8 protein-coding genes and 1 tRNA gene are annotated in these 6,045 nt (G+C 63.7%); 4 read left to right on the top strand and 5 right to left on the bottom strand.

From position 1 onward, the window contains the following. Positions 1-101: 101 nt before the first annotated feature. The 4 genes from sufD to HZR14_RS06110 all read left to right on the top strand — a co-directional run bounded on the left by sufD (position 102) and on the right by HZR14_RS06110 (position 2,624). Positions 102-1,364 carry a Fe-S cluster assembly protein SufD gene (gene sufD / locus HZR14_RS06125; protein ID WP_181691974.1) on the top strand — a complete coding sequence of 421 codons (1,263 nt, stop codon included), beginning with the start codon at positions 102-104 and terminating at the stop codon, positions 1,362-1,364. 133 nt (positions 1,365-1,497) lie between these two features. Continuing rightward, the gene (locus tag HZR14_RS06120; RefSeq protein WP_181691973.1) at positions 1,498-1,983 is read left to right on the top strand and encodes a ferritin-like domain-containing protein; all 486 of its coding nucleotides are present in this window, start codon (positions 1,498-1,500) and stop codon (positions 1,981-1,983) included. Continuing rightward, entirely contained in the window at positions 1,980-2,417 is a 438-nt protein-coding gene (locus HZR14_RS06115; protein ID WP_181691972.1) for a metal-dependent transcriptional regulator, read from the top strand. Before HZR14_RS06120 ends, HZR14_RS06115 begins: the two co-directional genes overlap by 4 nt. Positions 2,418-2,551: 134 nt before the next feature. Further along, a tRNA-Gln gene (locus tag HZR14_RS06110) sits at positions 2,552-2,624 on the top strand. A 381-nt stretch (positions 2,625-3,005) separates the two neighbouring features. On the opposite strand, the gene HZR14_RS06105 is transcribed toward HZR14_RS06110, so the two are convergent. The 5 genes from HZR14_RS06105 to HZR14_RS06085 form a co-directional block, all read right to left on the bottom strand. After that, the gene (locus tag HZR14_RS06105; protein WP_181691971.1) at positions 3,006-3,842 is read right to left on the bottom strand and encodes a 2,3,4,5-tetrahydropyridine-2,6-dicarboxylate N-succinyltransferase; all 837 of its coding nucleotides are present in this window, start codon (positions 3,840-3,842) and stop codon (positions 3,006-3,008) included. An 82-nt stretch (positions 3,843-3,924) separates the two neighbouring features. Next, positions 3,925-4,140, bottom strand: a complete 216-nt coding sequence (locus HZR14_RS06100; protein WP_181691970.1) for a hypothetical protein — start codon at positions 4,138-4,140, stop codon at positions 3,925-3,927. Next, the gene (locus tag HZR14_RS06095; protein ID WP_181691969.1) at positions 4,137-4,886 is read right to left on the bottom strand and encodes a proteasome assembly chaperone family protein; all 750 of its coding nucleotides are present in this window, start codon (positions 4,884-4,886) and stop codon (positions 4,137-4,139) included. Before HZR14_RS06095 ends, HZR14_RS06100 begins: the two co-directional genes overlap by 4 nt. 162 nt (positions 4,887-5,048) lie before the next feature. Continuing rightward, positions 5,049-5,228, bottom strand: a complete 180-nt coding sequence (locus HZR14_RS06090) for an RNA-protein complex protein Nop10 (protein WP_181691968.1) — start codon at positions 5,226-5,228, stop codon at positions 5,049-5,051. A 4-nt stretch (positions 5,229-5,232) separates the two neighbouring features. Further along, complete coding sequence (locus tag HZR14_RS06085) at positions 5,233-6,033, bottom strand: translation initiation factor IF-2 subunit alpha (protein WP_181691967.1); 801 nt, start codon at positions 6,031-6,033, stop codon at positions 5,233-5,235. Positions 6,034-6,045: the final 12 nt, after the last annotated feature.

Below are 6,045 nucleotides of genomic sequence, written 5' to 3'. Positions count from 1 at the left end.
GGCGGGGTTCATCGAACCGATCACCGAGGAGTTGCCGATCGAATACGCGGTCGAACTCAACCGGCTGATCGAACTCGAAATGGAGGGCTCGCTCGGATAACATGTCTACACAAATACACGCATCCATCGACGAAGCGACGGTCAGACAGATCTCAGAAGAACTCGACGAGCCCGAATGGCTCCTCGAAACGCGTCTCGACGCGCTCGACGCGCTCGAGGATCTGGCGTTCCCGGACGTCATCCAGACGCCCGGACGTACGTGGACGAACCTCGAAGAACTCGACTACGACAGTCTCGTCGATCCGCTCGACGCGGCCGAGGAGAAAGACCAACTCGGTCCGGACGAGGCCGACGTCCTGTCGTTCTCCGAGGCGGTCGACGAACACGGCGCTCTCTTAGAGGAGTACTTCGGAAGCATCGTCGACCCCGAATCGAACTACCTGACGGCACTATCGACGGCGCTGTTTACGACCGGGACGGTCATCCACGTACCGGAAGGCGTCGACGCCGAGGACGTAACGATCAGGACGACGATGAACTCCCGATCGCTGTTCAACTACACCCTCGTCGTGGCCGAGGAGTCGTCGTCGGTGACGATCCTCGAACGGCAGGAGACGGGCGACGGCGATGCGTCGGAGGCCCCCTCGGGCGACGGCGAAGCCGCCGGAACGGCCGAGGGCAACCGCTATTACAGCGGGATCACGGAGATCGCCGCCCACGAGAACAGCTACGTCCAGTTCGGAAACCTTCAGGATCTCGATGAGACGACGTACGTGTACTCGCTGCGGGAGGCCGACATCGATACCTACGCGGCGGCCAACTGGATCGAGTGCAACGTCGGCTCACACCTGAGCAAGGCCACAGTCGAGAGTCACCTCAACGGTGACGCCTCGGAGTCGAAGATCGTCGGTGCCTTCTATGGCCACAACGACCAGCACTTCGACATCGATGCCCGCGTGTGGCACAACGCCGAGCACACGACGGCCGACCTCGTTACGCGCGGGGTCGTCGACGACGTGGCCCGCTCGGTCTACGAGGGCGTCCAACACGTCGGCGCTGACGCGTGGGATACGAGTTCCTACCAGCGCGAGAACACGCTGATGCTCTCCGACGAGAGCGAGGCCGACGCGTCGCCGAAACTCATCATCAACAATCACGATACCGAGGCCTCCCACAGTGCGACCGTCGGGCAGGTTTCGGCGGAGGACATGTTCTATATGACCTCCCGCGGGCTCGGAGAACGGCTCGCGCGGAACATGCTCGTCGAGGGGTTCTACGTCCCCGTCTTCGAGGAGATCGAAGTCGAGGAGCTCAGAGACGACCTTCGAAGTCGTATTCAGGACCGCCTCCAGTCGCGGGAGTAGCTCACCGAACCTCCCCGTTCACCGACGGCCCCACGTCACCGGTTCGCGGTCACACAGCGCCGTGCCCGACGGGCATATTTATATTCGTGGCTCCCCGAGGAATGGGTATGGACGTTTTGGAGGGACAGACGCAGTGAGCCTCACACACCCGGTCGCGTCGGATCACCAGCTCGCTCGGCTCCTCCAGATCGGAATGGTTCTCGAGGAGGTCGTCGAAGCTCGTGCGCACAAACACCACGAAACGCTCGGTGAGGAGGTCCTCGACAGTGACGTCGTCGACTTACTCGAGGGGGCTGCCCAGGAGTCCGCCGAGCACCGACGCCGTCTCGAGTCGCTCGTCGACGGACTCGATGCCGATCCGGTCGCCTACGAGGAGATCGAGACGCTCGTCGCCGCCCGATACGAGTCCGATACCGACTTCGACGGGGTACTGTACGATCAGCTGTGTAACGAGGAGACGGCGTACAAGTTCTATGACGACTTGATAGCCGCTATCGAGGGATCCGACGTGGAGTTTAGCATCGATCGTGATCGACTCCTCGCCGTCCTTCGGGGGATCAGAGCCGACGAACGAGACGGTGTCGAGGAAGTGACAGCACATATGGAGCGACGAGAATGAACACGCAGGCACAGTATCTCAAGACGATCTATCTCGTCCAAGAGGAGGCCGACGGCCCGGCCTCGACGGGTGCGATCGCCGACAACCTCGGGGTGAGTCCGGCGAGCGCGAACGAGATGATCGGTAAACTCGAATCACGCGGGCTCGCCGAACACGAGAAGTACAAAGGCGTTTCGCTGACCGACGAGGGGATCGGGCAAGCCCGTGACGCGCTCCAGACGTACTGTATCATCGAACGGTTCCTTTGGGAGGTACTCGAAGTCGAGGACTTTCAAACGGAGGCCCGCCAACTCGAAAGCGTCATCGACGAGACGGTCGCAGAACGGCTCGATACGATCATCGATCGACAGGACTGCTGTCCGGATTGCTTTGACGCCGAGACTGACGCGTGTGAGCTACTCGAACTCGAGGCATCTACCGGACCCGCTGACTGATATTGCGTACGCTCGTCTCGGAGCGCCACGCGCCGTCAGCGGGGGTGGCGCTCTGTGGGACACCGTGAGCGTACTCTGTATGAGCGGCGACAAAGAGTAAGCCTATTGTGCCGGAGGGGCCTACCGGCAGATGAAGTCCCGTGGTGTAGTGGCCAATCATAGCGGCCTTTGGAGCCGTTGACGGCGGTTCGAATCCGCCCGGGACTATCCTGCGACGAACGGACGTGAGGAGCGGATAGTCTCCGGCGGATTCGAGCCCAGAGGGCGAGCGAAGCGAGTCCTCGCGGTTCGAATCCGGTTGGTTCGGGATCGATGTTCGGGTGCGACGAACGGACGTGAGGAGCGGATAGTCTCCGGCGGATTCGAGCCCAGAGGGCGAGCGAAGCGAGTCCTCGCGGTTCGAATCCGGTTGGTTCGGGATCGATGTTCGGGTGCGACGAACGGACGTGAGGAGCGGATAGTCTCCGGCGGATTCGAGCCCAGAGGGCGAGCGGAGCGAGTCCTCGCGGTTCGAATCCGGTTGGTTCGGGATCGATGTTCGGGTGCGACGAACGGACGTGAGGAGCGGATGGACAGCGCTGTCGGGGATCAGTTGTCCCGGAGCGCGCCCTCGCGCTCGGTCGCTTCGAGCGTCTCCGCTTCGACGTCGGTAGCGACGACGGCGGGTTTGTACGCGCCGCCGTCGAAGAGGTCGTGGTCGCCGATGCCGGACTCGACGAACCGGCTGAAGGCCCGCCGCTCCGGGGGGAGTTCGCCGTAGATGATCTCCTCTTCGACGAGGTCGTAGACGGGGATTCGGGGGGTCAACAGCGTGTTCTCGCCGACGACACTGCCCTCGCCGACGACGAACCCGCTCGTGACGCGACAGCCGGCTCCGAGGGAGACGTCGTCCTCGACGACGACCGGTGCGGCCTCGACAGGCTCCAGCACGCCGCCGATCAGCGTGTTCGCGCCCAGTTTGACGTTGTCGCCGATCTGGGCCGCCGATCCGACGGTGTCACAGGAATCGACGAGCGTGCCGTCGCCGACGTACGCGCCGATATTGACGAACGCGGGGCTCATCAAAATGGCGTCGCCGCCGACGTAGGCACCCCGACGGATGACGGTGCCGTTCGGCGTGTTCCGGGTGCCGCGCTCCCGGAGGTCGTCGGTCTCTCGAAGCGGGAGGACGTCGTGGTAGGCGACCCCGCCGTGGGTGTGTGTCTCGATGGACCGGAGCCCGAAATTGAGCAGGATGCCCTGTTTGACCCAGCCGTTGGCGACCCACTCGCCGTCTTCCTTTTCGGCGGCACGGATCTCGCCGGCCTCGAGTGCGGTCAGGAACTCCCCGAGGAGGGCGCGTTCGTCGTCGCCGACGTCCTCGGTACTCAGCCCCTCGTCGTAGCGTCGCTGCAGGTCCTCGATGTCCGCACGGAGTGTACTCATCGTATCGAGGGAGGGAAACGACGAACTTGGCTCTGTTGGAATCGCGGCTCGGCCCCGGCGTTCGGAGCCCCCGCGTCGGCCCTCACGCGTCGGATTCGAGCCGGTTCCGGGCGCGCTCGAGCGCCTCGTAGTAGGTCGCGGCGTCGGCCTCGTAGATGAACTGCGCCAACTCCTCGTGGCCGAGATCCTGTGCTGCGAACCCGGCCCCCATGTGATTGTGCTCGTCGTCGAGGAGGTCGGCCTCGAGGACGTCTCGGAGCTGTTCGACGACGTCGTCGGTGACCGGTACGCGTGTCATCCGATGTACCTCAAATCTTCTTCGCTCGGCGTCGTTCCCTGTTCCATCTGGCGGATCCGTTTGACAACGTCCTCCATCTCCTCGGCGCGCTCCGAGAGGGAGCCGTATTCGATCTCGAAGGGAACGACGGTCTCGAGGGTCTCGAGGACGACGCGGGCGCTTTTGGGATCGACGAGATAGCCGCTCGTCTCGCCCATCAGGCAGGCGGCCTCGAAGCCGCGCCGCTGGCCAAGCCCGAGTAAGAGTCCGGAGACGCCGACGATACCGCCGGCCGGTTCGTTCTCGCGGAACTCGACGCCCGTCGCCTCCAACGATTCGATGAGGCCGTCGGTCGTTGCCGCGCCGACGACGTCCGGTTCATCGACCAGTTCGCCGGTCGGAATCCCGCCGAGGGCGTACAGCCGATCCACGTCGAAGGAAGCCGCCACGTCGAGGATCGTCTCCGTCAGCCGGTAGTGTCCCGGCCCGTCGCCGGCCTGGTGATCGCCGGTCAACACGAGCAGGTCGCACTCGGCGTCGCGGACCGCGTACACCTCCGCGCTGGCCAGTTGTGTCCGCCCCTCCTCGACGGTGACCTGCGGTGGAAAGTGCTCCGAGTGGATCCGCCGGACCAGCTCCGTGTCGAACTCCTCGAGTACGTGTTCTGCGGCCAGTTTCCCGACGTGGCCGACGCCTGGCAACCCCTCGATCAACACGGGGTCGTCGAGATCGGGATCGGCTAACCGATCGATATCGAACTCGTCCATACGAGTGACTGGGCGGCCATCGCCTTAAGAACACGGCGATCTCACGCTGTTGGACGCCATTCGGCGGCGCGTCCCGCATCCACGGGGATGCGGAACCCACACGATAGATCCCTTCGACGGTAGTCGGACCGTACGACAACGTGTCGTCAGCAACGGTCCAAATCAGTCCCGGCGTCGGGCCCGGCGTCGATACTCGCCGTAGGGATCGGCGGGGTTGAACGGCGCTGGAGCGCTGTTGTTTGCTTTGCTACCACACGCTGGACACCGCTCGGAGAGGGTATATACCGGTTCGTCGTGTTCGGTCTCCCACGCCGAACAGACGCGGATGTCCGATTTCGCCATCCGGCTACTCCTCGTCGGTTCGGCGCTCCCGATGGAAGTCCGCCGAGCCGCCGAGCGATTCGATCGACTCGCGGGCGCGGCCGGCGCTCGCCTCCAGTTGATCCTCTGCGGTCTTGTAGTTCGGGGCTTGTACCCGGATCCGGTATTCGGGTGATCCGACGTACGTCACGTCGAGGTCGACCTCGTCGGGGATCTCGCCGTTGCCCTCGGCGGCCGACAGCGCCTCGCGGACGTCCTCGACGCCGTTGCCACCCGGTGCCTCCAGATCGACGTAGCCGGTCACGGTGACGTAGGGGACGGAGACGTTTTCACGCGCCGTCCCGACGATCGCGTCGACCTCCTCGTCGTCGAGATCGGTGTTTTCGAGCGCTTCGGGGCCGTGGATGGCCGCTTGCTCGAATCCGGCGTAGAGCGATCCGTGCTTCTCGATCAGTTCGTTCGCGATCCGGCGGAAGTCGTCGTCCCCGAGCTCCTCGCCGAACGCGATCTCCATCCACTTATCGGCTTTTTGATCGTTCTTCCACTCTTGGATCTTGTCGGACCGCTGGTGGTCGTTGACGTCCTTGATGGAGAGATCGACCTGCTGGGCGCTCTCGTCGACGTCGAGCACCTTGCAGACGACCATCTGATCGGTGTTGACGTGATCGCGGACGTTCTTGATCCACCCGGAGGCGACCTCGCTGACGTGGACCAGCCCGCGTTTGTTCTCGTACTCCTCTAGATCGACGAAGACACCGAAATCCTCGATCTCGTCGACGCGTCCGACGACGAGTTCACCGGGGGTGGGCCAGCCGCTGTATTTCATATCCGGAACTAC

This window comes from Natronomonas salinimetallica (assembly GCF_013839515.1).
Taxonomy (GTDB): Archaea; Halobacteriota; Halobacteria; order Halobacteriales; family Haloarculaceae; genus Natronomonas.
The sequence above is the reverse complement of the archived record's forward strand: the minus strand, read 5'-3'. Positions and strand labels throughout refer to the sequence as shown.